Below are 24,040 nucleotides of genomic sequence, written 5' to 3'. Positions count from 1 at the left end.
GGCATCAGTGACGGACCCCCGCCAGGGAGAGCAGGAAGGCATACTCCCGGCCTGCGCGCAGCTCGGCCGTGCGGGGATTGGCCAGGTGGCCCCCCTCGAGTTCGGTGTGCAGCAGATAGGGGCCGGCCCCTGTGCTGTGGGCTCGCAGGCGGGCCAGCCACTTGAGGGGCTCCCAGTAGGGCACCTGGCTGTCGTGCAGCCCGGCCGTCACATAGAGGGGCGGGTAGGGGGCCGCGTGCAGGTTGTCATAGGGGCTCAGGCGGCGCATGGCCGCATAGTCGGCAGGGATGGCCGGATTGCCCCACTCCCCGTACTCCTGGCGGGTGAGGGGCAGCTCGGGATCCTGCATGGTGCCGAGCAGATCGACGAAGGGCACCTGCAGCACAGCCCCTGCGAAGCGGGTCGGTGCCTGATTGAGGGCCGCCGCTACCAAGAGACCGCCGGCGCTGCCTCCCATAGCGAACAGCCGGGCGGGATCGATGGCGGGATCCCGGGCCAGGCTCTCTGCCACCGCCAGGAAATCGTCCACGCTGTGTTGCTTCTGCTGGCCACGACCCCCCTTGTACCAGGCCTCTCCCAGCAGACCGCCGCCGCGCACATGGGCGATGGCGTAGACGAAGCCGCGATCCAGCAGGCTCAGCACCTGGGGCTGGTAGTAGGGGCGCATGGGAGTGCCGTAGGCACCATAGCCGTAGAGCAGCAGCGCCTTGGGGGCCTGAATGTCCTTGCGCCACACCAGGGAGACAGGCACCCGGACGCCGTCCCGGCCGACCACCCAGCGCCGCTCGCTCCGGTAGGGAGAGGAGGAGGTAGCCTTCCCCTGGCTCCAGGTGCCGGAGGCGAGATCCAGCCAGCACTGGTGCGGCGCCTCGGCCATGCCCTGGCGGCGGATCAGGATCTGCTGGCTGGCGGGATCATGGGCACCCTGGATCCAGGCCGTGCCGGCCCCTTCGGTGAGCGCCAGGCTGTGGGTCAGCTTGCCGCCTGCATCCAGCACATCGAGCCAGTCGTCCCCGGCCTTGCGGTATTGCAGCACAGTGTGGTGGGCAAACAGGCGCCACTTCTCGAGCTCCCGGCCCTCGCCGGACCACAGGGGTTGCCAGGGCCCGCTCGCTACCTGAGCCAGGCTGGGCGCCTGATAAAGACCCATGGCCCCGTCCCGGTTGCTCTTGACAAGCACCCTGTCCCCCTGGGTATCCAGGTAGTATTCGAGCCCGCGCTGACGGGGCTTGAGCAGGGTGGGGCCGCCCTCATCCAGCAGGTATTGCTCCGAGCTGTCGTGGTTGTTGCTCTGCAAGATGAGGTGACGCTTGTCCGTGGTGCGATAGAGGCTGAGCAGCCAGGCGGGATCGGCCTCCTGGTGCACAAGCGCCTCCTTACCTGCCTGCCAGGCCCACAGTTGCCAGGGGCGCAGGGTGTGGCGCTCGTTGGCGACCGTATAGAGGGTCTTGCCATCCAGGCTCCAGAGCAGATCGCTGGCGCGGTGTGGCAAAGAGGCGAGCGTCTCGCCGCTCGCCAGATCCAGCAAGGTGATGCGGTAGTCCCTATCCCCTCGGTGGTCTTCGGCCAGGGCAAGCAGGCGGCCATCCGGGTGCAGGGCCCAGGCGGCAATCTCGTAATAACCCTGGTCGGGTTGACGGGGGGCCAGCCGCTGGCGGGGGGCGGAGCCTGCGTCGCTGCGCTGCCACAGGCTGCCGTCCGCCGCCATGCGCCACTGGCTGCCGGCCTCGGTTAGCCACTCCTCTGGCAGGGGTTCGCCCCGCTCTCTGGCCTGCCACTCGGCTTGCAGCGTCTTCGCAAGCGGCTGCTGGTCGGCGAGTTGCTGTTCGGTCCAGCGGTTCTGCTCGCGCAGCAGCGCCAGCAGCTCGGGGGAGCGGCGACTGTCGTCGCGCCAGCCGCCATAGGGATCGAGGCGGGCTATCTCCCCCTTCATCTGCAGTGGGCGCTCGGGGATAAGGGGCGCGGCCTCCTGGGTTGCCTCAGGAAGCGGGGCGGCAGGGGCCGGGATGGCCAGCAGGCTGGCCAGTACAAGCAGGCTGTGCATCAGATCCCCACGAAGGTGTAGCGCAGGCTGGCACTGAAGGTGCGGCCGCTCTGGGTGAAGAGTCCGGCGTCGGTCCCGGCTTCCAGCCCGGCCACGTCCTGATAGCGGATGTAGCGGGTGTCGAACAGGTTATCGAGCTTGAAGTTGACCTTGAGGGCATCGGTGATCAGCCAGTCCGCCGTCATGGCGAGGCTGAACCAGCCCGCGCTGGTGAGGCAGGCATCCTGGCGCTTGGTCAGGCTGTTGCCGCAGCTGGGCACCCTGTCCATGGCTGCGGCGTAGTCCGCCTGCAGCCCCAGGCTCCAGTCATTGGTCTGGTAGCTCAGGCGGGTGTTGCCCTCGAGCGGCGTCAGGGTGCGCAGCGCCTCGCCCTGGCTGTCTTCCCCGTCGACCCAGCCGAGCTTGGTGGCCAGCTCCCACTCCTGGGTCAGCCAGTAGCTGGCGGCGATTTCTGCCCCCCAGGTCTCGGCCTTGGCGACATTGCGGTACTGGCGCAGGATGACGCCGTCACTCAGGCGCAGCCCCACCTCGCGCCAGTCGATGAAGTTGTAGTAACGGTTGTAGAAGAGGGCGGGCTTGATGCTCCAGCTCTCCCCCTCGCCACTCAAACCCCACTCGAAGCTGTGACTGGTCTCCTCCTTCAGATCCGTGTTGGCGATGATCTGGAACGGCGGCAGGGCGAAGTAGTGGGGGATGTTGCCGTACACCTTGTCGTAGGAGGGGGCCCGAAAGCCGTTGGCATAGCTGAGCCAGCTGCGCCACTGCTCGTTGACGCGGTAACTGGTGGCCAGGCTCGGGGAGAGATGCCAACTGTGGTTCTCTCCCTGGTTGCCATCTTGCGGGCGCAGCCACTGGTGATCCATGCGCAGGGTGGGGGTGAATTGCCACCGGCCCAGGGTCGCCACGTCGCCGAGCCAGACCCCGGCCCGGTCGGTGCGGGCACTGCTGAAGGGCTCGGACTGGCTGGGCTGGGGCACGCCCGCTTCCAGGCTCAGCTTCTCCACCGGACGCTCGTGGCGGGTACGCTCCAGCTCGATGCCGTAGCTCAGCTTGTGGGAAAGGTCGCCGGTGACGAGATCCCGGCGCAGGTCCAGCTCGCTGCCGACGCGGTCTTCGGTGAAGGTGGCGAGCTCTCGCTCGCTGCGGTAGCGGGGATAACCGCTCAGCAGGTCGTTTTGCAGCAGGCTGCGCTTGTTGGCGCTGTTCTTGGAGTGGTTGCCATAGAGGCTCCAGGTGAACTGATCCGCCAGCAGGTTGCCGAGATCGCTCGCCTCCCAGCCAAGCTTGCCCCCCTGGGTGCGCTGGCTGCCCTGCTCGTGGTATTGGCGCACCTGCCACTTGCCGTCGGGCTGGGGCACTTCGCGCGGTCCCTGATCCCGCTTCGCATTGTCCTCGAAGTAGTCGAGCTCCAGGCGCAGCAGGTGGTGATCGCTTAACGGGAAGCGGGAGCTGGTGGAGGCGCTGAGGCCGTCCAGATCCGCCGGGATGCGGCTCTCGTCATAGTTGGCGGTCTCGTGTCCCTGCCAGCCGGAGACCCGCAGCAGGTGCTCGCTATCCAGTACCCGGGCTGCGCCGGTGGCGCTCAGCTTCTGCTTGTCGCTGCTGCCATCCTGCAACACCTTGCTGCCGAGATAGGCATCCTGCCCCTGCAGGTAGTCCTCCGGCTGCTTGGTGGAGATGACTATGGTGCCGCCGATGGCGTCGGAGCCATGGAGGGAGGAGCCGGCGCCTTTGGCGACCTCGATCTGCTTGACGTCATCGAGATCGAAGCTGAAGCGGCCCACCTTGTCGTTGAGGTCGTCGGCGCCAAAGCCGTCGCTGACCCGCACCCCATCCTTGATGATGAGCACCCGGTTGCCGCCCATGCCGCGGATGATGATGTTTTGCGGCCGACCTGCGGAGCCGGTCACCGAGACCCCGGGTTCGTTCTTGAACACATCGGTGAGCTCGGTGGCGACCTGGCGATCCAGATCTTCTTCCGTGATGACTGTGATGGAGCCGGAGACATCGGAGAGCTTCTGCTCGATGCGCTGCCCCTTGACCACAATGGTCTCGTGGGCCCTGGGTTCGGGATCAGTCCCGGCGGGATCGCTGGCGGCCAGGGCTGTACCGGACAGCAGCATGGGCCAGTAGTGAAGCAGTATTTTCATTGTTGATAATGATTTTTATTTAAGCCTGAAGGGCGCGGATTATTGCAGATGAATCCCTCCGTATCAACGATTGATAATCATTATCATCTTTGTTTTATGATCTTGATCGGACTGAGTTTTTTTGAGAGATGAATCAGTAGTTGCAGGGCATACGTTTGCGAATGGCACTGGCCGGGGGAGGGGAAGAGGGCGCCCCGCCTGGATCTCGAGACAATAAAAAGCCCGCCGAGAAGGCGGGCTGATTGGAGCCATCAGAGCATCTAGGGGGTGCGATAGAAGCGGTTGAGCTCGTTCATCACCTGGATCATGGCACCCATGTCCGGGGTGCCGTGCTTGATGGGGCGATAGGTGTTGCGATCCAGCAGCTCGAAGTCACCCTGTTTGTTGAACTGGGTGATGGTGTTGTCCTGATAGATGGCAAAGTCATTCTGATCGCCGGCCAGCAGCCAGGTGCGCGGGCTGGTGTCAAACAGGCTGCGCCCCGTGCTGTAGTCGCGAGGGGGGTTGCGTACCCCCAGCATGCCCTTCATCAGGGTCGGCACCAGATCCAGGTGGCTGCTTGCCTGCTCCTGTGGCTGGCTCTCGACGCCTGGCCAGGCGAGCACCAAAGGAACCTGCACCTGATAGGGGGAGTAGTTGCTGCCATAGCCCCAGCTGTTGCTCTGGGTTTCGTTGAACTCCTGGCCGTGATTGGAGGTGATGACGACTATGGTCTGTTCGCTCAGCCCCTGCTGCTGCAGCTGGGAGAGCATCTGCTCCAGCAGCTGATCGGTGTAGAACACCGAGTTCTTGTAGCGATTCTCCAGCTTTTGCAGGTTCTCGGGTCTATAGGCGGTGGCCGGGTTGAAGCGCGTCAGCTCGGGCTGGAAGGGGCCCTTGAGGCTGGCGGGCACCTGATAATCCCCCGGGCTCGAGAGATAGACCAGGGAGAACCAGGGCCTGTCCGCGGTGCGGGTGCCAAGCCACTGCTGCCAGTCGCCGATGAGGCGAGTGTCATCACTCTGGCGGGAGACAAACACCTGCTTGCGCAGGCCGGCGAGCAGGCTCTGCTGATATTGCTTGGCGTCTTCCAGCGCACCGAACAGGCCGAACTGGTAGTCCTGGCGCAGCATCTCGTCGAACAGCACCGGCGGGCGTTTGTCGGCACGGATATCGCCATAGTAGTGGCCGGGCAGCCCGTAGAAGAGGCCGAACATCCCCATGGCATCATCGTTGCCGCCACTCATGTGGCGTCTGTAGTTGAGGTGCTGATCCGCATAGCGCTGCAGATTGGGCATGTTGATGTTGTTGAGCATGTCGGCCCGCAGGGAGTCGACCACCACCACCAGCAGGTTCTTGTGCTCGCTCGGCGCACTCACGCTGAGGGGGCGCAGGGGATAGAGCAGCCGATGCTCGGCGCTGCCCTGGTTCTCGGCCTTCTTCTCATACTGCTCGAGATCGAGCCAGCCATGCTTGGCCAGGAAGCTTCGGGCTGTCATGGGGTAGGAGAGGGGGAAGTTGGCGCGCTGCATGGTGATGGGTTGATACAGGGTCGCATCGGCCCAGCTGTTGACCAGGTGAGTCAGCATGAAGCAGACCAGCAGGGCCAGCCCCACCTGATTGCCGTACTGGCGGCGTTTGCGCTTGTTGATCTTGCGCCACACATAGGCCGACAGCAGCAATTGCAGCAGGAAGATGGTGGGCACGGCGACGAAGATGATGCTCCAGATAGAGCCCTCTTCGGTCTGGGCCTGATCCAGCAGCAGTTGCCACACCTGACCATTCAAGTGGAACTTGAATAGCTGGAAGACCTGGGTATCGATGAGCAGCAGCACCTGCGCCAGGGTGGCGATGATGGCCGAAATGAAGCGCAGGGGCTTCTCCCTGGGCAGCACGAAGCTCAGGGGGAAGACGGTCAGCAGATAGGTGACGAAGCTCAGGAACGAGAAATGACCTATCCAGCTGATGATGAGATAGGTGACCCCGAGCGTGGTCGATGGCCAGCTGATGGAACCCAGATAGCGGGTCGCGATCAGCATGGCCAGGATGATGTTGAAGAAGGAGAACCAATGCCCCCAGGTGATCAGGCGAGAGACGTTATCACGATAGGGGTTGCCGGTTTCGACCATAATGATCCATCTGCTTGAAAAACATCAAAGAATGCGAAGAAACTCAGTGAGCATCGTGGCGATGATCCACCGAGGCGGTGAGCGCCTGGATGTACTTCTCGGTGATCGCCTGACGCTGGGCCGGGGCCATACCGTTGATGATGTTGGTGGTCAGGTTGCCAAGCACCATGAGACTGAGATCCACCGGCGCCTTGTGTTTCTCCAGGGCGGTGATCAGGTCGTTCATCAGGGCGTCAAACTGCTCGTTATTGTACTTTGATACGATGGGCATAATCTTGGGTTCATCTCGGTTCAAAGCGCCTTATAATACTTCACCCTTTCGGCTAACACTATGGCTTTGTGACATGAGTCTCGATATCGACAAGATCATTCTTCACTCCCTGCGCGCCGGCAATGACGGTCAGCCGCACGCCGATACCCGCAGCCAGACTCTGCCTGCCGACGAGGCGGTGCAAGGGCTGATGGCAGAACTGCATCGCATCTACAACGGCAAGGGTGGCAAGGGCTTCGGTTTCTTTGCCGACCCGGAAGCCGCCGTCGCCGAGCTGGCAGAAGGTGAAGAGGCTCCCAAGCAGCCGTCTCCGGCCTTTCGCATCGCCCTCGAACAGCTGCTTGGCGAGCAGACCGAATTCGTCCCCTTCTCCATCACCCTGACCCAGATGCTGGTCAAGCAGCTGGTGGAGCACGCCCTGGACGAGCAGGGCGTGCTGCTGATTGCCAAATACAACTATGTCGGGGTTGATTATCTGATGATTGCCCTGCTGGAGGGCAAGGAGAGCGTCACCGTCAGCGAGGCGCTGGACCTGCGTCACATTCATTACCTGGATATCGGCAAACTCAACCTGGTGGCCCGCATCGATCTGACCGAATGGAAAACTCAAGCAGATTCTCGCCGTTATATCACCTTCAGCAAGGGGCGGGTCGGCCGCAAGCTGGGGGATTTTTTCATGGATCTGCTCGGTGCCCGGGAGGGCATGGATGCCAAGGTGCAGAATAAAGGCTTGCTGCAGGCGGTGGACGATTACTGCGACAGCCGCCAGCTCGAACCCGCCGAGCGCAATGATTACAAGAAGCAGGTCTTCAAATATTGCACCGAGCAGGCGAGCGCCGGTGAAGAGATCGAAATCAAGGAGCTGTCGGCAGAATTGCCTGGCGATGGCGATCTCGATTTCTACAGCTTCATCGGTCAGGAATATGAGCTGGAAGATCGCTTCCCGGCCGATCGCTCCACCCTGCGCGGCCTGACCAAGTTTGTCGGCTCCGGTGGCGGCCTCACCCTGAGCTTCGAGCAGAAATTGCTGAACAGCCGGGTTTTCTACGATCCTCAGACGGACACCCTGACCATCCGTGGCGTGCCGCCCAACCTCAAGGATCAGCTGCTGCGCCAGTCATAATGTGATCCAGTCACCATTTCTGGCAAAAAGGCACCGGAGTTCGCTCCGGTGCCTTTTTATTTAAGGGGGAGATGAACCTGGAATCCGGCTTGGTACTTTTGTTAACACATTAAACAAAATAATGGAGTTGAAAGGGTTTTCAATGGGGTGAAACCCCTTTCAATGGTGTAAATTTATTTCTTTTTGGTAATTTATTTTCCATGGAAGGCCAAAAATATGGCGACAAATCCCGATAAGTCGCTGAAATAAGAAAATGTTTTCATAACTTTCTGGAAGAAAATACGTAATTGCATTTCAAAAATGCGAGGCGTGTCATGTGAGGCGTTGCAGGCTTGGGATAATATTCATCTCGCACACAATGCTCTTACAGCGCGGAACTAATACAAGGAAAGGCTCATGAAAAAGAAATTGCTGTCATCCCTGATCGGTCTGGCTACCCTGGGTGTGGCTTGCTCAGCCACTGCTGCTATTGACGAAGGTCAGCTGACCATCTGGATCAACGGTGACAAGGGCTACAACGGCCTGGCCGAAGTAGGCAAGAAGTTTGAAGCCGAGACCGGCATCAAGGTGACCGTCGCGCACCCGGACCAGGTAGAAGTGAAGTTCCAGCAAGCCGCCGCCACCGGCAACGGCCCGGACATCTTCTTCTGGGCTCACGACCGTTACGGTGAGTGGGTCAAGGCCGGTCTGCTGGTGCCAGTGACTCCGAACGCCGCCACCAAGGCCAAGTTCGAGCAGTTCGCCTGGGACGCCATGACTGTCGATGGCAAGACCTATGGCTACCCGGTCGCGGTGGAAGCCGTCAGCCTGATTTACAACAAGGATCTGTTGCCCAATCCGCCCAAGACCTTCGAAGAGATCGCCAAGATCGACGAAGACCTGAAGAAAAATGGCAAGCGCGCCATCATGTGGGCCTATGACACCCCCTACTTCAGCTACCCCCTGGTGGCTGCAAACGGTGGTTATGCCTTTAAGAAGACCGCCACCGGTTATGACGTGAAAGACACCGGCGTGGCCAACGCGGGTGCCAAGGCCGGCGTCGGCTACATCTCCGAGATGATCAAGTCCGGTCACCTGGAGAAGGGCATCGACTACGGCGTCATGGATGCCAAGTTCAACAAGGGCGAAGTGGCCATGATGATCAACGGCCCCTGGGCCTGGAGCAACCTGGACAAGAGCGGTATCAAGTACGGTGTAGCGCCGCTGCCGACCCTGAAGGGTAATCCGGCCAAGGCCTTCGTCGGCGTACTGGGTGCCACCATCAACGCCGCCAGCCCGAACAAGGATCTGGCCATCGAGTTCCTGGAAAACTACCTGCTGACCGATGCCGGTCTGGCGCCGGTCAACGCCGACAAGCCGCTGGGTGCCGTGGCGCTGAAGTCCTTCCAGAAGACCCTGGAAACCGACCCCAACATCAAGGCCACCATGCAGAACGCCCAGAATGGCGAGCCGATGCCGTCCGTGCCCGAGATGAGCCGTTTCTGGTCTTCCTTCGAAACAGCCCTCAAGAACGTCACCTCTGGCCGTCAGAGCGTTGACGAAGCCCTGGATACCGCTGCCAAGCGCATCGTCCAGTAAGCTAGCACCAGGGAGGCCTTCGGGCCTCCCACTCTCTCCAATCTCTCTTGGCGCAATAAAGGTTAATTGGCATGGAAGTTGTACCTTCTATCGAATCCTATGCCGGTCCGAAGAAAGACAAGTACGTCTGGCTGAAGTGGACCATGGCGGCACTGATTGCAGTGCTTAATGGTTATGCGGCCGTGATGATGTATGCCAGCGGCGAGTGGGTGTTTGCCCTGCTCGATCTGGTGGTCGTTTCCGTCGGTCTCTATGTCTTCATGAACAAGAAGACCTATGCCCACCGCTATATCTTCCCCGGTGTGGCAGGCATGGTTGTTTTTATCATCTTCCCTCTTGCCTACACGATCGGCATCGCTTTCACCAACTATTCGGGGTCCAACTTGCTCTCCCTCGAGCAGGCACGGGATTTCCATCTGAAAAAAATCTATAAGGTGACCGGCGGTGAATTCGATTTCACCCTCCTGGGTGGTGAGAACAATCAGTTTCAGCTGCTGCTGCAACAGGACGACCAATCCTTTATCAGTCAACCCCTTACCCTGCTGAACAACAAGGCGCGTACCCTGGCCGTCCGTGAAGGACGGGTCAGTGACGAGCCACAGGTTGTTCAGTTGCAACCCCTGAACGGGGAAGCGCTCGACAAGGCGGCACCCATACGTGCCATCGTCGATCACCGCACTCACCTGAGCGCCCTGGATCTGGTACTGCCGGATGGCACCATCCACCTGACCCTGAGCAGCCTGCGCAAGTTCGCGGCGCAAAAGCCCCTCTATACCCAGTTGGTTGACGGGGCCGTGCTCAAGTCAGGAGTCGTTATCAAGGATGGCAACCTGCTGCGTGACAACCAGAACGGCGAGCTGATGCTGCCCAACGGCGATACCGGCTTCTATCAGTACATCGATGCTGACGGTCACTTCGTCGGCAAGGGCATGGCTCCTGGCTTCGTGGTGAGCGTGGGCTGGAAGAACTTCGTCCGCATCATGACAGACCCGGGTATCCAGGGTCCCTTCATGCAGATCTTCGTCTGGACGGTGATCTTCTCCGCCTGCTCTGTGGCCTTCACCCTGGCCATCGGCATGGTGATGGCCTGTCTGGTGCAGTGGGAGCAGCTCAGGGGGCGCGGTTTCTACCGGGTCATGCTGATCCTGCCCTATGCGATACCGGCGTTCATCTCCATCCTGGTGTTCAAGGGCTTGTTCAACCAGAACTTCGGCGAGATCAACCTGTTCCTGGAAGCGGCGTTCGGCATCAAGCCGGACTGGTACACCACTCCCTTCCTGGCCAAGGTGATGATCCTCATCGTCAACACCTGGCTCGGCTACCCCTACATGATGATCCTCTGCATGGGGCTGCTCAAGGCCATCCCGGAAGATCTCTATGAGGCGTCCGCCATGGACGGTGCGGGTCCGGTACAGAACTTCTTCAAGATCACTGTGCCGCTCCTGATGAAGCCGCTGACCCCCCTGTTGATTGCATCCTTTGCCTTCAACTTCAACAACTTCGTGCTTATCCAGTTGTTGACGAACGGGGCGCCGGACATCATAGGGGCCAGTACCCCGGCCGGGACCACGGATCTGCTGGTGAACTACACCTACCGGATCGCGTTCCAGGGCTCGGGTGGTCAGGACTACGGTCTGGCCAGTGCCATCGCCACCGCCATCTTCCTGATCGTCGGCGCGCTTGCACTGCTCAACCTGAAATTGTCCAAAGCGGACAAGCTGTAAGGAGGCTTCTCAATGGCTATCGTACAACCCAAATCAGTGAAATACCGGGTGTGGGCAACCCACCTGGTCATGTGGGGCTTCCTGGCGCTGATCATCTTCCCGGTGATCATGGTCATCGCCATCTCGTTCCGTAACGGCAACTTCTCGGTGGGGGAGATAATCCCCTCCAATCCGACCCTGGATCACTGGAAGCTGGCCCTTGGCATGTCCATCACCAACGCCGATGGCAGCATAACGCCGCCACCGTTCCCTGTGCTGACCTGGCTGTGGAACTCCATCAAGATCGCGGGCATCACGGCCCTGATGATAGTGGTGCTCTCCACCACCTGTGCCTATGCGTTTGCCCGCCTGCGGTTCCGTGGCAAGCAGACCATCTTGCAGGGGATGCTGATCTTCCAGATGTTCCCGGCGGTGCTGGCACTGGTGGCCATCTACGCGCTGTTCAACAAGATTGGCGACTACATCCCCTGGCTGGGTCTGAACACCCACGGTGGCCTGATCCTGGCCTACATGGGCGGCATAGCGCTGCATGTCTGGACCATCAAGGGCTACTTCGAGACCATCGACTCCTCCCTCGAGGAAGCGGCGGCCATCGATGGTGCGACCCCCTGGCAGGCATTCAGGTTGATCCTGCTGCCCCTGTCGGTGCCCATCCTGGCGGTGGTCTTCATTCTGGCCTTTATCGGTTCCATCACCGAGGTGCCCGTGGCCTCCATCCTGCTGCAGGATGTGAACAACCTGACCCTGGCGGTCGGTGCCCAGCAATACCTCTATCCGCAGAACTATCTGTGGGGTGACTTCGCCGCTGCCGCCGTGCTGTCCGGCCTGCCCATCACGGTGGTGTTCCTCATGGCGCAGCGCTGGCTGGTGGGTGGTCTCACCGCGGGCGGTGTGAAAGGTTAAGGTTTTAATGGCCGGGGGAGTGCTCCCCCGACTATCACGATTTGCACAGATTTCAGAGCGGAGCTCGTCATGGCTGAAGTAGTACTCAACAACGTTCGCAAAAACTACGATCCGGCTGTCCACAAGGACACGCTGCGCAACATCAACCTGGCCATCAAGGAAGGGGAGTTTATCGTCTTCGTCGGCCCGTCCGGTTGTGGCAAGTCCACCCTGCTGCGGATGATCGCGGGTCTGGAAGACATCACCAGCGGTGAGCTGACCATCGGCGGTCGTTACATGAACGACGTGCCGCCGGTGGAGCGCAACGTGGGCATGGTGTTCCAGTCCTACGCCCTCTACCCCCACATGAACATCTACGAGAACATGGCCTTCGGCCTCAAGCTCAAGAAGATGGACAAGGAGAACATCCACAAGCGGGTGATGCGTGCCGCCGAGATCCTGGGGCTCGAACCCCTGCTGGACAGAAAGCCCAAGGCCCTCTCCGGCGGTCAGCGCCAGCGGGTGGCCATAGGTCGCTCCATCGTACAGCAGCCCCAGGTGTTCCTGTTTGACGAACCGCTGTCCAACCTGGATGCCGCCCTGCGGGTCAAGATGCGCATCGAGATCGCCAAGCTGCACAAGGAGCTCAACTCCACCATCATCTACGTGACCCACGATCAGGTGGAGGCCATGACCCTGGCCAACCGCATCGTGGTGCTGAGCCCGCTCAAGGGCGAGGCGACCACCAACCTGGAGCAGTTCGGCACGCCGCTCGAGCTCTACCACAACCCGGACAACAAGTTCGTGGCGGGGTTCATCGGCTCTCCCAAGATGAACTTCCTGGCGGGGGAGCTGCTGGAGATAGGCGAGCAGGAGTGCGTGGTCAAGCTGACTTCCGGCGACACAGTGCGTGCCCGGGTCGATGCCCGCAGCGGCGCTGTCGGTGACAAGGTGGAGCTGGGCATTCGTCCCGAGCACCTGGTGCCGCTGGATCACGCCCACGCCGACAGCAAGGTGAGCGGGGTGGTGCAGGTAGCCGAGCATCTGGGGGCCGAGTCCTTCGTCTACATGGACGTGGATGGCCACGACTTCACCGTCAAGGCCAGTTCAGACGTGGACGTGGCCACCGGTGAGCAGTACAGCGTCGGCATTCCGGCCGAGGCCTGCTACCTGTTCGATGCCAAGGAGCAGGCGTTCCCCCGTACCGCCAGATATATCCGCACCTGATGGTGTTGCAGTGCAGGTTTCCGTAGTATTCAATGCCTTTTTGCCGGTCGAATGACCGGCTTTTTATTGCCTGCCGTGTGGGCAAGCGGGCAGGCAGGGTGTCGGGGTGAAGGCTTAGAGCTCGGCGGTGATGTCGGGCACGAAGGTCTGGCTGGCCAGGGGCGGGCGCTCATAGCCCTCGGTCTTGATGGGGGGCAGCTTGATGGGCTCGTAGTGGATCGCCTCGTAGGGCACCTTGCCGAGCAGGTGGGCGATGCAGTTGAGGCGGGCGCGGCGCTTGTCGTCGGCATCGACCACGAACCAGGGGCAGTCTTCCGTGTCCGTGTAGATGAACATGTCATCCTTGGCGCGGGAGTACTCCACCCAGCGGGAGCGTGACTGCAGGTCCATGGGGCTGAATTTCCAGCGCTTGATGGGGGTGTTGATGCGCTCCTTGAAGCGCTTCTCCTGCTCCTCGTCGCTGACCGAGAACCAGTACTTGATGAGGGTGATGCCGGAGCGAGTCAGCATCCGCTCGAACTCGGGACAGGCACGCAGAAACTCGCGGTATTCGGTATCGGTGCAAAAGCCCATCACCCGCTCGACCCCGGCTCTGTTGTACCAGGAGCGATCGAACAGCACCATCTCGCCCGCCGACGGCAGGTGGGCGGCATAGCGCTGGAAGTACCACTGGGTACGCTCCCGGTCCGAAGGGGCGGGCAGGGCGGTGACCCGGCAGACCCGGGGATTGAGGGGCTCGGTGATCGCCTTGATGACGCCCCCCTTGCCGGCGGCATCGCGCCCCTCGAACAGCACCACTACCTTGAGCCCCTCCTGCTTGACCCACTCCTGCAGCTTGACCAGCTCCTCCTGCAGCTGGGTGAGGTGGTGCTCATAGGTCTTCTTGCCCAGGCGCGGGCGTTTCTTGCTCTTTTCCTTCGGCATGATCTTCTCCTGTTCGAGTCCTTTCTGTGGGTCACCCCAGCTTGCACCAGGGAGGCGCCACTGCCAAGGCCGGCGTGTTACACTGCCGCCCCATCGCTGCCAGCAGAACAGAAGAAAACATGAGGCAATGTATGGCGACTGATACTGCCGTCTCATCATCAGCAGCGGGCAACAGAAAAAACATGAAGCCATTTGTGGCGATTTATACTGCCGCCTCATCAGCCGCTGGCAATAGAAAAAACATGAAGCCATTCGTGGCGATTTATACTGCCGCCTCATCAACCGCTGGCAATAGAAAAACATGAAGCCATTTATGGCGATGTGCACTGCCGTCTCATCATCGGCAGCTGGCAACAGGAGATAACATGAAGCATTTTATGGAGATAGCGGGTCGCCGCATGGCCTATCTGGACGAGGGACAGGGCCCTGTGCTGCTCTTTGGCCACAGCTACCTGTGGGACAGTGCCATGTGGGCGCCGCAAGTCGAGGCCCTCAAGGGGCAGTTTCGCTGCATAGTGCCCGAGCTTTGGGGCCACGGGAATTCAGACCCCTTGCCAGCCGGTCCTTGCTCCCTTGAAACCCTGGCCAGGGATCACCTGGCGCTGCTGGATGCCCTCGACATCGAGCAGTGCGTGCTGGTGGGGCTGTCGATTGGCGGCATGTGGGGCGTAGAGCTCGCCAGGATGGCCCCGGCGCGGCTCAAGGGACTGGTGCTGATGGATACCTTCGTTGGCTGGGAGCCCCAGATCCCCTGCGAGCGCTACCTCGGCATGCTGGCCATGATAGAGCAGCTTGGCAGTCTGCCGGCCCCCGTCATCGATCAGGTGGCGCCGCTCTTCTTTGCCCATGAGCCGGATCCCGCCCTGATGAGCGGCTTCAAGGCGCGGCTGGCCCAGTGGCCCGCCGACAAGGTGGCGAGTCTGGTGGCGGTGGGGCGCAGCTTCGTGACCCGGGAGGATCGCATCGAGTGGCTCGAAGAGATGAAAGTGCCGAGCCTGGTGATGACAGGCTGCGAGGACAAGGCGCGCCCGGTGCTGGAGGGCTATCTGATGGCCGAGGCGCTGGCCTGCCCCTTCAAGGAGATCCCGGCCGCGGGCCACATCTCGACCCTGGAGAACCCCGAGTTTGTCAACCGGACCCTGGCCGAGTTTCTGGCCGGACTATAAGGCCGGGCAGTCAGCGCCAGTCGCCTATCGATAACAAAGAAGGGAGCCTCGGGCTCCCTTCTTGTTACTGGCGTTTCTTGCTACCGGGCGCTGCGGTTACCAGATATAGCCGATCCCGAAGCCGGCGTAGAGCTCCCCCTTGTGCTGGACTATGGGGCTGTCCGCGATGTCGTCGTCGTAGCGCTCGTAGTTGGCGGCAAACATGCCGATCCAGTGGGGGCTGAAACGGTAGCTGGTGATGATGGCCGCCATGGGGGAGAGGGTGGTGCCCGTGTCCCACTCCGGGCGTTGCCCCCTGGCCTCGCCCCCCGAGACGCCGCCAAAGTAGTAGTTCGCCATCTTGCTGCTGCGGATCATCATCCCCATGCCGGGCATGATGAGCAGCCTGTCCCGCAATATGGGGAAGTCGGCCCACAGCAGCAGCTCCTGGCCGTTGCTGCGCCCGGTCACGTCCGTGCTGAGGCGGGTGCTGAGCAGGGCATAGGGGGTGATGAGACTGGCGCCGACACCCCCTTCCAGCTCCCACTTGCGCTCCTCCATGCCGGCCAGCTCGGGGGCATCGTCGGGATCCAGGTTGCCAAAGCGCATCCTGCCGTAACCGTAGGCGGCGAAACTGTCATCCTTGTGAAAGTAGTAGCGGGCCCTGTCCCCGAGGAACATGAACTGCTCGCCGAAGTAGATGAAGCCGGGCACGGCAAGGGCTGTGTCATCCTGGCCCTGATAGCGTGCATCGCCACCGATGACGGCGCCGCCCAGCACCAGCCCCTTGGGCACCGGGCTGGTGGGGCTGTCCTGCACGAAGATATCGAGGGAGCCGAGATCGACCTCGGCCCGGGCCGGGGTCGCGAACAGCAGGGTCAGGAGCGCGCCAAGCGCGGCGCTGTAAAGGGTACGAACAGGGGGCATGAACTGATCCTTCAGAGTCGGGGCTGGCAGAGCATACTGCCGATGACCTTGTCAGTGAAGCCCGTTTTCATTGGAAATTCAATTCGATAGCGTCACTGTATTTCACCTGGATTCAGGCGGGAACTGAGTCCGTGGTCGATGAGTTCGCGGTAATAAAAAAAGAGAGGCGAAAGCCTCTCTTCTCATCAGGGGGCGGGGCGGGGCGCCTCGTCCCGCTTGGGCCAGGCGTTGAGCACAGCTTTCACAAGGGTCGCCAGGGGAATGGCGAAGAAGACCCCCCAGAATCCCCAGAGTCCGCCAAACACCAGCACGGCGACGATGATGGCCACAGGGTGCAGGTTGACAGCCTCTGAGAAGAGCAGGGGCACCAGCAGGTTGCCGTCCAGCGCCTGAATGACCAGATAGGCCACCATCAGCCAGGCGAAGTCCGGGGTCAGCCCCCACTGGAACAGGGCCACCATGGCGACGGGCACAGTCACCGCCACCGCCCCTATGTAGGGGATGAGCACGGAGAAGCCGACCGCCACCGCCAGCAGCACCGAGTAACGCAGCCCCATCAGGGCGAAGGGGATGTAGGTCGCCACCCCGACGATGAGGATCTCGATTACCTTGCCGCGGATGTAGTTGATGATCTGGTCGTTCATCTCCACCCAGACCCGGTTGACCAGGGTGCGGTTGCGGGGCAGGAAGCGGCGCAGGCCGCCCATCAGTACCTGCTTGTCCTTGAGCATGAAGAACACCATCAGGGGCACCAGGATGGCGTAGATGAGGATGGCCACCACGTTGATGAGGGAGCTGAGGGAGGCGCTCACCAGCTGCTCCCCCCCGGCCAGAATGCGCTGGCGAATGTTGTCGATGATGGTCTCGACCAGGCTGACGTCGACTATCTCGGGGTATTTTTCCGGCAGGGTGCGGACCGCGTCCTGGGCATGGGCCAGCATGGAGGGCGCCTCCTTGGCGAGGTTGACCCCCTGGCTCACCAGTGTGGGGATGAGCCCCAGCAGCATCATGGTGGTCACACTGAGGAACAGCAGCAGCACCAGGCTGGTGGCCAGGGGGCGGGAGAGCCCGGTGCGTTGCAGGCGGCTGACCGGCCACTCCAGCAGATAGGCCATCACCACGGCCACCAGCAGGGGGGCCAACAGATCGCCGAACAGCCAGAGCACGGCGAAGCAGAACACCAGCAGCAGGAACAGGGCAACGGCATCGGGATCGGAAAAACGGGTCTGATACCAGCGCTTCAATACATCTAACATCGAGGCTTCCTTGGTTTTTACCGTGTCATTTCGATGGAAAGGGGCAGCCCGGGGCCTGGCATCATGATGGCCGGTTCCCGACCACGAGCAGCAAGGAGAGGCGGGCGGCGGACTCCTCCAGGGGACGGACGCTGTGACCCAGGCGTTGCAGGTAGGCCGGAATGTCCTGCCGGGAGCCGGCATCCCCCAGTATGAGGTGCAGGGATTGGCCGGGTCTTGCCTGGCGCAGCCAGAGCTTGAGCCGGATCAGCGGCTCGGGACAACGCCAGGGGGTCAGGTCGAGCTGTTCCATGAGGATTCCATCGCGTGCGTGGTGGTCATTATGGCCGTGATACCAGTATGAAACAACGCTTGTGGGCCTTGATGGGCAAGGGTATTCTGCCCGAGCCCCTTCTGATGGAGATAGAAACACTGTGGCCCGTTTTTCCCCCTTGATGGCATCGCTTCCCCTGCTGATATCCCTGATGAGCGCGACCTTTCAGGCTCAGGCGAACAACCAGCTGCCCGACATCGGCACCGCCGGGGTTGCCGCCCTGCCCATCGAGCAGGAAGTGCGCTATGGCAATGCCTTCATGCGGTTTGCCCGGGCGGGCTTGCCCATCATCGATGATCCCGTGCTGAGCGAATACATCGACGATCTGGGTCAGCGACTGCTCACCAATGCCGACGGGGTGCGTTTCCCCTTTACCTTCTTCCTCATCAATGATCCCAGCATCAACGCGGCCGCCTTCCTCGGCGGGCGGGTCAAGGTGCATACCGGCCTCTTCCTCTACGCCGACAACGAGAGCGAGCTGGCCTCGGTGCTGGCTCACGAAATCACCCACGTGACCCAGCGCCACATAGCCCGTTACATGGAGGCCCAGGCGAGCAGCTCGGCCATGACCCTGGCCGGTCTGGTGGGCTCCATCGCACTGGCGGTGATCAACCCCACCGCAGGCATCGCCGCGCTGCAGACCACCCTCGGGCTCTCCATGCAGTCGGCCATCAACTATACCCGGGACAACGAGTACGAAGCGGACCGCATCGGCATGAAGACGCTCTATGACGCCGGTTTCGATCCCATGGGCATGGCCAGCTTCTTCCAGAAACTGGCGGCGGAGTACCGCTACGCCAGCAAGCCGCCCGAGATGCTGCTCACTCACCCCCTGCCGGAGACCCGGATCAGCGAAGCCCGCGCCCGCGCCAACAGCTATGGCCGCCGCGCTCTGCCTCCCAGCCTCGACTTCTGGCTGGCCAAGGTGCGCATCCAGGTGCGTTATGGCACCGAGAGCCCCCAGGCGCTGCTCACCTATTTCGACAGCCGCCTGCAGAAGGGGGACTACCCCCTGAAAGACGCCGCCACCTATGGCAAGGCGCTGGCCCTGCTGCAGCTCAAGCGCACCGACGAGGCCGATACCCTGATGCAGAGCCTGGCCGCCCGCCATCCGGAAGATCTCTTCGTGGTGGATGCCCTGACCGACATCGATCTCGCCAAGGGGCGCAGCGCCCAGGCCATCGCCCGGCTGGAGCGCTTCCGCACCCGGATGCCGGACAACGAGGTGGTGGTGGTCAACCTCGGCAACGCCTATCTGGAGGCGGGCAACTACCAGAAATCCATCGCCCTGCTGGACCCTTATGCCCGGGAGCACGACGAGAACAGCCTGGCCTGGAGCCTGCTGTCGGATGCCTATCGCAAGGCGGGAAGGATGACGGACCTGCACATGGCGCGGGCGGAGACCCTCTCCCTGCGCGGGGACTACCAGGCGGCCATCGACGAGCTGATCGTGGCCCGCGGCACCACCAGCGACAAGCTGACCCTGGCCCGCATCGAGGCGCGCATCACCCAGCTGGAGCGGGCCAAGAAGGATCTGGACAGCCTGAAGGGCTAGTCCGGCTGACCACGCCTGAATGAAACGGGGTGCACCAGAGATGGTGCACCCCTTGTCGTCATGGGGCCATCAGGGCCGTGCCGAGGAGGCTTGTGTGGCGGCCCAGGCCCGGATGGCGGCGAGCTTGTGCTCATCGAGCTCCCCCACCAGGGTCTTTTGCAACTGCCCCTTGCCATCGAGCAGGTAGCTGGTGGGCAGCGCGCCAGGCCTTGGGAAGGGGAGGCTGGCCTCATCGAGAGGGACCATCAGGGGCACGGCTATCTGGTATCGCCGGGCCAGCTCGGCCAGCTCGGCGGGGGAGGCGGGATCATAGTTGATGGCGATCACCCCTATCTGTCCCTCCCGGTGCAGCGCCGCGAGCAGGGGCATCTCCCGCAGGCAGGGGGCGCACCAGGGGGCGAAGTAGTTGACCAGCAGGGGCTTGCCCGCCAGGGTGCTAAGGCTGAGGTTTTTGCCCGCCCCGTCGATGAACTGGGGGGCCGGCGTGCAGGCGCCCAGCAAGGCGGCCACAATCAGCCAACATATTCGTTTCATTTCCACCGCCCTCCCGCTTACCCTGCCCATCCGTTTCCCCTACAATAGCGCCATTTGTTGTCCCATCTTGCAATATCAGGGAGTTACCATGAGCGAGACCCAAATCTATCACAATCCGCGCTGCTCCAAGAGCCGTGAAACCCTGGCCTTGCTGGAACAGCACGGGATAGCCCCCGAGGTGGTGCTCTATCTGGAACAGGCGCCGAGCGAGGATGATATCCGCACCCTGCTGGGCCAGCTCGGGTTTGCCGATCCGCGCCAGCTGATGCGCACCAAGGAAGAGCTCTACAAGGAGCTGGGATTGGCCGATGTGCAGGGCGATGCCCTCATTCGTGCCATGCATCAGCACCCCAAGCTCATCGAGCGCCCCATCGTCATCAAGAATGGCCAGGCCCGCATCGGCCGCCCGCCCGAGCTGGTGCTGGAGATCCTCAAGTGAGCACCCGCTTCGCCCGCCTGCTGACCCTGGTCGGCTTTTTCGGCCTGCTGGCCTGGGTCCTGCTCTGGCATCTGTGGCTCTCGCCTCACCCGGGGCTCGCCCCCTGGTTGCTGCCGGTGATCTGGACTGTGCCGTTGCTGTTTCCCCTGAAGGGCATAGTGCAGGGCAACCCCTACACCCACGCCTGGGGCAACTTCGTGCTGATGCCCTACTTCCTCCACGCCCTGACCCTGATCACTACGGATGAGGGGGAGCGGTGGCTGGCGGTGGTGGAGCTGGTATTCACCACCCTGGCCTTCGTCGGGACCATCTATTACGCCCGCCAGCGCGGCCGTGAGCTTGGCCTCAGCATTCGCAAGAAGAAGGAAGATCGCTGAGCCGCTCCACCACTGGCGGTCATGCAGTACCCATAAAAAAGGCCCCTTTCGGGGCCTTTTTTTGTTATCGAAAGAGGTCAGAGGGTGTTCTTGTAGACCTTGCCGTCCTTCATGATCACCTTGAAGTTGGTCGCCGGATCGGCCACCAGGGAGAGCTCCTTGAGGGGATCGCCGTTAACCAGCAGCAAGTCGGCCAGGGCGCCGACTTCCACCACACCCAGCTTGCCCGGGTAGGGGTTGCGCGGGCCTGAGAGGGCCAGCAGCTCGGCGTTGTCATGGGTGGCCATCTTCAGTACTTCGGCCGGGGTATACCAGGTGCCCATCTTGGCCAGCATGGTGCCTTGATCGGCGGCAGCCTGGGCGCTGAACAGGGCATCGGTACCGAACGCCGTCTTGATGCCGTACTTCTTGGCCATGGCATAGGCGTGGTCGGTGCCCTTGTACATCTCAAGCTGCTTCAGACGGTTGGCCGAGCCTTCCGGGAAGGGGGACTTGCGATCGTCGGTGAAGGGTTGCAGGCTCCACCAGATCCCCTTCTCGGCCATCAGCCTGGCAGTGTCCTCGTCGAGCATCTGACCATGGTCGATGCACTTGACGCCAGCCTCGATGGCCTGGCGCACCGCCTTCGGGGTATAGGCGTGCACTGTCACATAGGTGCCCCAGTTGTCGGCGGCCTCGACGGCGGCGCGGATCTCCGGCACCGTGTACTGGGTCACATCGATGGGATCATAGTTGGAGGCCACACCGCCACCGGCCATCACCTTGATCTGGGAGGCGCCGAGGGCCAGTTGCTCGCGGGTGCGCTGGCGCACGGCATCCGGGCTGTCGGCGACCATGGCCGCGTTGGCCCGCTCGCCGAAGGAGTATTGTCCTTCCAGCGCCGGCAGTTCATTGGGCAGGCGGAAGTCACCGTGGCCCCCGGACTGGGAGATCATGGCGCCGGCCGGCCAGATGCGTGGGCCGTTGGTCAGCCCCATGTCGATCCCCTTCTTGAGGCCGAAGACGGGGCCGCCGAGATCACGGGCGCTGGTGAAGCCGCGCATCAGCATGTCGTTGGCCGCCCTGGTTGCCGCCACAGTGGTGAAGGTGACGTCGTTGGTCAGCACGGCGATTTGCGGCAGGGTGGCAAACATCAGGTGGGTGTGGGCATCGATGAGGCCCGGCATCAGGGTCTTGCCCTGGCCGTCGATACGCTGCACTTCGCCTTCCACCTTGATGCCGCCCTGGCTGATCTTGGTTATCAGGTTGCCTTCCACCAGGACGGAGGAGGGGGCGCTGAGGGTACTCCCCTTGCCATCGAAGATGCGCACGTTTTCAAACAAGGTGGCTGTATGAGCCGGTTCGGTGGCGTGAACGGTGCCGCCGGTCAGGAGGGCGCCGCACAGGGCGCTGCAGAATAATCGCAATGACATGAAGAGGTCTCCTTGGATCTTGAGGGGGCTGAGTCTGGCCCTGCCCTGCCCGTTCAGCCTGAGCCCGGGCTGATCGGCATCGCCAGTCTCCTCCTTTTTTGGGTGCCATAAAAGACCCAATCTGATCCAGCTTCAGTTTCATGCCTTGCCCCACCAGTCTTGCCTGAAACAGGGCCAGGGTATCTACCCTGGGGTTCCTTGAGGAGCCCTGGTGGCGCGGTAGCAGGTGAGTTGCCGCTCACTAAAGCGCATCACCTCGGGGTAGAAGCGCAGAAACCCCAGTTCACAGTCGCGCCAGCTGCCCTCATCCAGGGTATGGAGCGCCTCCCCCAGCAGCAGGGGACGACGCAGGCGCCGGCCTATGCCGTTGAGGGCCTGACCCAGCCCCTCCCGGCGTCCGTAGGAGGCGATCCAGTCCTGCTCCGCCATCCGCTTGAGGGCCATTGGCAACCCTTCCGGCAGGCGGGCGTGATCCGCCAGCAGCTGGCCATAGCTCCGCTGCAGGAAGCGGGGCAGGGGATCCTGACTGAATTGCTGCCAGTGGTGGCTCAGCCAGTGGTCGTAGAGCATGTCCACCAGGATGCCGCCAAAGCGGCGCCAGGGGGCCTCGAAGCAGGCGACCGCCGCCCTGTGCTCGGGGTGGGCATCGGTGAAGGCATCTATCTTGCGGTGCAGCCAGATCCCCTCGTCGAAGGGGGCCGCGAGACCAGTGGGCAGGGGCCCCTTGACGAAGTCCCCCAGCAGGTTGCCGGTGAGGGAGCTTCGGGTGTGGGCCGCCAGATGGAGATGCGCCAGGTAATTCATGGAATTGAGGTCGTTTTCAGGTCGATGACAAGGTGCTCAGAGCCTAGAGGATCCTGATTCTGTTGGCCATGATCAGGATTTTTCGATAGCCCTGCAAGCCCCTCTTGCAGGGCAAATTTGGGGCGTGCTAAGGTGGTTTCCATCTTTGTCACAGGACGCGACAGACCATCATGATGCGCAAAGCCAGAGGCTTTTTTCTGGCCTTCTACTTCAAGCCTTTCTACCTCTCCGAGTGGTTCGACGAATAGATCGAGGCCCCGGAGCAGTTCATTGACGCCCGCCGATCATTGATACCCGACGGTCATTGATATCTGTCGATCATTGATACCCACGGGGGCGTGATCTCGCTCATCCGCGTTTTGCCGTTTGTTGGCCATCGCCTGCCCAGGCTTGCGATGCCTTGACCGCGCCTGTGCGCTTTCTATGTAATGGAGTACTCATGATGAATACCAAACTGACCCTGTCAGCCCTCTTTGCTGCCTGCCTGCTCACCACCCCCGTCACGGCCAAGGAGTGGAAAACCGTGCGCTTCGGTGTGGAGGGCGCCTATCCCCCCTTCTCCTGGACCGATGCATCGGGGGAGATCAAGGGGTTTGATATCGATCTCGCCAACGCCCTGTGCCAACAGATGGCCGTCAAGTGCGAGCTGGTGGCCCAGGATTGGGACGGCATGATCCCGGCCCTGTTGTCGCGCAAATACGATGCGATCATCGCCGCCATGTCGATCACCGACGAGCGGCGCAAGAAGGTGGATTTCACCGCGAAATATGCCCATATCCCCAACCGCTTCGTGGCGGCCAAGGGCACAACGCTGGAGCTGACCCCGGCGGGGATTGCAGGCAAGCGCATCGGTGTGCAGCGCGCCACCACCCACGACAAGTACCTGACGGATAACTTTGGATCCGACGTCACCATAGTGCGTTACGGCAATGCCGATGAGGCCTATCTCGATCTGAAGGCGGGCCGGGTGCTGGCCTTGCTGGCCGACGCCTCGGCCATCGATCAGGGGTTGCTCAGCAAGGCGGGCGGGGAGAAGTTCGAGTATGTGGGGCCGGCCCTGACCGATCGCCAGTGGTTTGGTGACGGCATGGGAATTGCGGTACGCAAGGGCGATCAGGATCTCAAGGCCAAGCTGGACGAGGCGATCAAGACCCTGCGGGCCAATGGCAAGTATCAGGAGATCAACCAGAAGTACTTCAAGTACGATATTTATGGTGGTTGATGGGGGAGGGAGCTTGCTCCCTCTC

At 61.9% G+C, this 24,040-nt stretch carries 22 protein-coding genes; 11 read left to right on the top strand and 11 right to left on the bottom strand.

Going from position 1 to position 24,040, the window contains the following annotated elements; translation table 11 throughout:
• Positions 1-4: 4 nt before the first annotated feature.
• The 4 genes from WIR04_RS13270 to WIR04_RS13255 all read right to left on the bottom strand — a co-directional run bounded on the left by WIR04_RS13270 (position 5) and on the right by WIR04_RS13255 (position 6,573).
• Entirely contained in the window at positions 5-2,044 is a 2,040-nt protein-coding gene (locus WIR04_RS13270; protein WP_338887525.1) for a prolyl oligopeptidase family serine peptidase, read from the bottom strand.
• Positions 2,044-4,194: a TonB-dependent hemoglobin/transferrin/lactoferrin family receptor gene (locus WIR04_RS13265; protein ID WP_338887523.1), complete on the bottom strand. Its 2,151-nt coding sequence runs from the start codon at positions 4,192-4,194 to the stop codon at positions 2,044-2,046. The genes WIR04_RS13270 and WIR04_RS13265 overlap by 1 nt, the downstream gene beginning before the upstream one ends.
• Before the next feature lie 260 nt (positions 4,195-4,454).
• Entirely contained in the window at positions 4,455-6,302 is a 1,848-nt protein-coding gene (locus WIR04_RS13260) for a DUF3413 domain-containing protein (protein ID WP_163157047.1), read from the bottom strand.
• 43 nt (positions 6,303-6,345) lie between these two features.
• Entirely contained in the window at positions 6,346-6,573 is a 228-nt protein-coding gene (locus WIR04_RS13255; protein ID WP_011705556.1) for a DUF1414 domain-containing protein, read from the bottom strand.
• 73 nt (positions 6,574-6,646) lie between these two features.
• Between WIR04_RS13255 and yejK the strand changes: the two genes are divergently transcribed.
• The 5 genes from yejK (at position 6,647) to WIR04_RS13230 (ending at position 13,107) form a co-directional block, all read left to right on the top strand.
• Positions 6,647-7,696: a nucleoid-associated protein YejK gene (gene yejK / locus WIR04_RS13250; RefSeq protein WP_163157045.1), complete on the top strand. Its 1,050-nt coding sequence runs from the start codon at positions 6,647-6,649 to the stop codon at positions 7,694-7,696.
• A 396-nt stretch (positions 7,697-8,092) separates the two neighbouring features.
• Positions 8,093-9,274 (top strand): maltose/maltodextrin ABC transporter substrate-binding protein MalE, encoded by a 1,182-nt coding sequence (gene malE, locus WIR04_RS13245; RefSeq protein ID WP_025326475.1) that lies wholly within the window; start codon positions 8,093-8,095, stop codon positions 9,272-9,274.
• Positions 9,275-9,345: 71 nt separating this feature from the next.
• Positions 9,346-10,998, top strand: coding sequence for a maltose ABC transporter permease MalF (gene malF / locus WIR04_RS13240; RefSeq protein ID WP_307764966.1), 1,653 nt, complete (start codon positions 9,346-9,348; stop codon positions 10,996-10,998).
• 12 nt (positions 10,999-11,010) lie between these two features.
• The gene (gene malG, locus WIR04_RS13235) at positions 11,011-11,901 is read left to right on the top strand and encodes a maltose ABC transporter permease MalG (RefSeq protein WP_025326477.1); all 891 of its coding nucleotides are present in this window, start codon (positions 11,011-11,013) and stop codon (positions 11,899-11,901) included.
• Positions 11,902-11,970: 69 nt separating this feature from the next.
• A complete protein-coding gene (locus WIR04_RS13230) occupies positions 11,971-13,107 on the top strand; it encodes an ABC transporter ATP-binding protein (RefSeq protein WP_025326478.1) in 1,137 nt (378 codons plus the stop codon).
• A gap of 114 nt (positions 13,108-13,221) precedes the next feature.
• On the opposite strand, the gene ppk2 is transcribed toward WIR04_RS13230, so the two are convergent.
• Positions 13,222-14,031, bottom strand: coding sequence for a polyphosphate kinase 2 (gene ppk2 / locus WIR04_RS13225; protein WP_025326479.1), 810 nt, complete (start codon positions 14,029-14,031; stop codon positions 13,222-13,224).
• Positions 14,032-14,162: 131 nt separating this feature from the next.
• On the opposite strand from ppk2, the gene WIR04_RS13220 reads away from it, so the two are divergent.
• Both WIR04_RS13220 and WIR04_RS13215 read left to right on the top strand, forming a co-directional pair.
• Entirely contained in the window at positions 14,163-14,336 is a 174-nt protein-coding gene (locus WIR04_RS13220) for a hypothetical protein (protein WP_338887516.1), read from the top strand.
• 60 nt (positions 14,337-14,396) lie between these two features.
• Positions 14,397-15,197: an alpha/beta fold hydrolase gene (locus WIR04_RS13215; RefSeq protein ID WP_338887514.1), complete on the top strand. Its 801-nt coding sequence runs from the start codon at positions 14,397-14,399 to the stop codon at positions 15,195-15,197.
• Positions 15,198-15,293: 96 nt separating this feature from the next.
• Here WIR04_RS13215 and WIR04_RS13210 read toward each other — a convergent pair whose 3' ends face one another.
• The 3 genes from WIR04_RS13210 to WIR04_RS13200 form a co-directional block, all read right to left on the bottom strand.
• Positions 15,294-16,103, bottom strand: a complete 810-nt coding sequence (locus WIR04_RS13210) for a MipA/OmpV family protein (protein WP_338887512.1) — start codon at positions 16,101-16,103, stop codon at positions 15,294-15,296.
• Positions 16,104-16,288: 185 nt separating this feature from the next.
• Positions 16,289-17,359 carry an AI-2E family transporter gene (locus WIR04_RS13205; protein WP_025326482.1) on the bottom strand — a complete coding sequence of 357 codons (1,071 nt, stop codon included), beginning with the start codon at positions 17,357-17,359 and terminating at the stop codon, positions 16,289-16,291.
• Between the two features lie 61 nt (positions 17,360-17,420).
• Complete coding sequence (locus WIR04_RS13200) at positions 17,421-17,651, bottom strand: sulfurtransferase TusA family protein (protein ID WP_289986253.1); 231 nt, start codon at positions 17,649-17,651, stop codon at positions 17,421-17,423.
• 121 nt (positions 17,652-17,772) lie between these two features.
• Here WIR04_RS13200 and WIR04_RS13195 point away from each other — a divergent pair, with 121 nt between their 5' ends.
• Positions 17,773-19,227 (top strand): M48 family metalloprotease, encoded by a 1,455-nt coding sequence (locus WIR04_RS13195; RefSeq protein WP_420883425.1) that lies wholly within the window; start codon positions 17,773-17,775, stop codon positions 19,225-19,227.
• A gap of 69 nt (positions 19,228-19,296) precedes the next feature.
• Here WIR04_RS13195 and WIR04_RS13190 read toward each other — a convergent pair whose 3' ends face one another.
• A complete protein-coding gene (locus WIR04_RS13190; protein ID WP_338887506.1) occupies positions 19,297-19,791 on the bottom strand; it encodes a TlpA disulfide reductase family protein in 495 nt (164 codons plus the stop codon).
• A gap of 58 nt (positions 19,792-19,849) precedes the next feature.
• Between WIR04_RS13190 and arsC the strand changes: the two genes are divergently transcribed.
• Together arsC and WIR04_RS13180 are read left to right on the top strand one after the other, a co-directional pair.
• Complete coding sequence (gene arsC, locus WIR04_RS13185) at positions 19,850-20,200, top strand: arsenate reductase (glutaredoxin) (protein WP_025326486.1); 351 nt, start codon at positions 19,850-19,852, stop codon at positions 20,198-20,200.
• Positions 20,197-20,577, top strand: coding sequence for a DUF2069 domain-containing protein (locus tag WIR04_RS13180; RefSeq protein ID WP_338887503.1), 381 nt, complete (start codon positions 20,197-20,199; stop codon positions 20,575-20,577). The genes arsC and WIR04_RS13180 overlap by 4 nt, the downstream gene beginning before the upstream one ends.
• A 77-nt stretch (positions 20,578-20,654) precedes the next feature.
• Here WIR04_RS13180 and WIR04_RS13175 read toward each other — a convergent pair whose 3' ends face one another.
• Both WIR04_RS13175 and WIR04_RS13170 read right to left on the bottom strand, forming a co-directional pair.
• Positions 20,655-21,989, bottom strand: coding sequence for an amidohydrolase family protein (locus WIR04_RS13175; protein ID WP_338887501.1), 1,335 nt, complete (start codon positions 21,987-21,989; stop codon positions 20,655-20,657).
• A gap of 183 nt (positions 21,990-22,172) precedes the next feature.
• The gene (locus WIR04_RS13170; RefSeq protein WP_338887499.1) at positions 22,173-22,793 is read right to left on the bottom strand and encodes an ACP phosphodiesterase; all 621 of its coding nucleotides are present in this window, start codon (positions 22,791-22,793) and stop codon (positions 22,173-22,175) included.
• A 439-nt stretch (positions 22,794-23,232) separates the two neighbouring features.
• On the opposite strand from WIR04_RS13170, the gene WIR04_RS13165 reads away from it, so the two are divergent.
• On the top strand, positions 23,233-24,015 hold the full coding sequence (locus tag WIR04_RS13165) for an ABC transporter substrate-binding protein (protein ID WP_338887497.1): 783 nt from the start codon (positions 23,233-23,235) through the stop codon (positions 24,013-24,015).
• Positions 24,016-24,040 lie beyond the last annotated feature (25 nt).

Source organism: Aeromonas rivipollensis, assembly GCF_037811135.1.
Classification (GTDB): Bacteria; Pseudomonadota; Gammaproteobacteria; order Enterobacterales; family Aeromonadaceae; genus Aeromonas; species Aeromonas rivipollensis.
The sequence above is the reverse complement of the archived record's forward strand: the minus strand, read 5'-3'. Positions and strand labels throughout refer to the sequence as shown.

Excerpts from the sequence above, each read along its gene's own strand:
- WIR04_RS13175 (WP_338887501.1), bottom strand. The coding sequence starts at position 21,989 with ATGTCATTGCGATTATTCTGCAGCGCCCTGTGCGGCGCCCTCCTGACC.
- WIR04_RS13220 (WP_338887516.1), top strand. The coding sequence starts at position 14,163 with ATGGCGACTGATACTGCCGTCTCATCATCAGCAGCGGGCAACAGAAAA.
- WIR04_RS13205 (WP_025326482.1), bottom strand. The coding sequence starts at position 17,359 with ATGTTAGATGTATTGAAGCGCTGGTATCAGACCCGTTTTTCCGATCCC.
- malG (WP_025326477.1), top strand. The coding sequence starts at position 11,011 with ATGGCTATCGTACAACCCAAATCAGTGAAATACCGGGTGTGGGCAACC.
- malF (WP_307764966.1), top strand. The coding sequence starts at position 9,346 with ATGGAAGTTGTACCTTCTATCGAATCCTATGCCGGTCCGAAGAAAGAC.
- WIR04_RS13190 (WP_338887506.1), bottom strand. The coding sequence starts at position 19,791 with ATGGGCAGGGTAAGCGGGAGGGCGGTGGAAATGAAACGAATATGTTGG.
- WIR04_RS13215 (WP_338887514.1), top strand. The coding sequence starts at position 14,397 with ATGAAGCATTTTATGGAGATAGCGGGTCGCCGCATGGCCTATCTGGAC.
- WIR04_RS13200 (WP_289986253.1), bottom strand. The coding sequence starts at position 17,651 with ATGGAACAGCTCGACCTGACCCCCTGGCGTTGTCCCGAGCCGCTGATC.
- ppk2 (WP_025326479.1), bottom strand. The coding sequence starts at position 14,031 with ATGCCGAAGGAAAAGAGCAAGAAACGCCCGCGCCTGGGCAAGAAGACC.
- malE (WP_025326475.1), top strand. The coding sequence starts at position 8,093 with ATGAAAAAGAAATTGCTGTCATCCCTGATCGGTCTGGCTACCCTGGGT.
- arsC (WP_025326486.1), top strand. The coding sequence starts at position 19,850 with ATGAGCGAGACCCAAATCTATCACAATCCGCGCTGCTCCAAGAGCCGT.
- WIR04_RS13210 (WP_338887512.1), bottom strand. The coding sequence starts at position 16,103 with ATGCCCCCTGTTCGTACCCTTTACAGCGCCGCGCTTGGCGCGCTCCTG.
- WIR04_RS13165 (WP_338887497.1), top strand. The coding sequence starts at position 23,233 with ATGATGAATACCAAACTGACCCTGTCAGCCCTCTTTGCTGCCTGCCTG.
- WIR04_RS13260 (WP_163157047.1), bottom strand. The coding sequence starts at position 6,302 with ATGGTCGAAACCGGCAACCCCTATCGTGATAACGTCTCTCGCCTGATC.
- WIR04_RS13270 (WP_338887525.1), bottom strand. The coding sequence starts at position 2,044 with ATGCACAGCCTGCTTGTACTGGCCAGCCTGCTGGCCATCCCGGCCCCT.
- WIR04_RS13170 (WP_338887499.1), bottom strand. The coding sequence starts at position 22,793 with ATGAATTACCTGGCGCATCTCCATCTGGCGGCCCACACCCGAAGCTCC.
- WIR04_RS13265 (WP_338887523.1), bottom strand. The coding sequence starts at position 4,194 with ATGAAAATACTGCTTCACTACTGGCCCATGCTGCTGTCCGGTACAGCC.
- WIR04_RS13255 (WP_011705556.1), bottom strand. The coding sequence starts at position 6,573 with ATGCCCATCGTATCAAAGTACAATAACGAGCAGTTTGACGCCCTGATG.
- yejK (WP_163157045.1), top strand. The coding sequence starts at position 6,647 with ATGAGTCTCGATATCGACAAGATCATTCTTCACTCCCTGCGCGCCGGC.
- WIR04_RS13230 (WP_025326478.1), top strand. The coding sequence starts at position 11,971 with ATGGCTGAAGTAGTACTCAACAACGTTCGCAAAAACTACGATCCGGCT.